1 protein-coding gene is annotated in these 382 nt (G+C 62.3%); it reads right to left on the bottom strand.

Annotated elements, in window-relative coordinates:
* Positions 1-4 precede the first annotated feature (4 nt).
* Positions 5-382, bottom strand: a 378-nt coding sequence (locus AC3A6P_RS36145; RefSeq protein ID WP_487697471.1) for an imelysin family protein, incomplete at its 5' end; no start/stop codon positions are given.

Raw genomic sequence — 382 nt, 5'->3', positions numbered from 1 at the left:
TGAATCATTGTGGGGCGATGACACCTTGGACCTGGCTCACTTCTTTGCTGAGGGCGTCGATGGCGCGGGAGAGTTCTTGGCGCTGGGGTTCGGTGACGGTGTCGTAGGAGACAAAGCCGTCACCTTGGCGGTATTGCAGCAGCAGGGCTTCGGTGTCCTGGAAACGCTGATCGACCCGGGTGCCCAGGTCGGGATTGCGCTCGTCGAGGATCGGGCGCACCGAGGCCACCGCGGTCTGGGAACCCTGCAGGTTGGCGTTGAAATCCCACAGGTCGGTGTGGGAGAAGATGTCTTCTTCCCCGGAGATCTTGCTGATCGCGATCTCATCCAACAGGCCCTGCGCGCCGCCGGCGATCTGGGTGGAATCGATGCTGTAGTCCGG

The sequence above is a fragment of the Mycobacterium sp. Soil_C_30 genome, assembly GCF_057656995.1.
The sequence above is the reverse complement of the archived record's forward strand: the minus strand, read 5'-3'. Positions and strand labels throughout refer to the sequence as shown.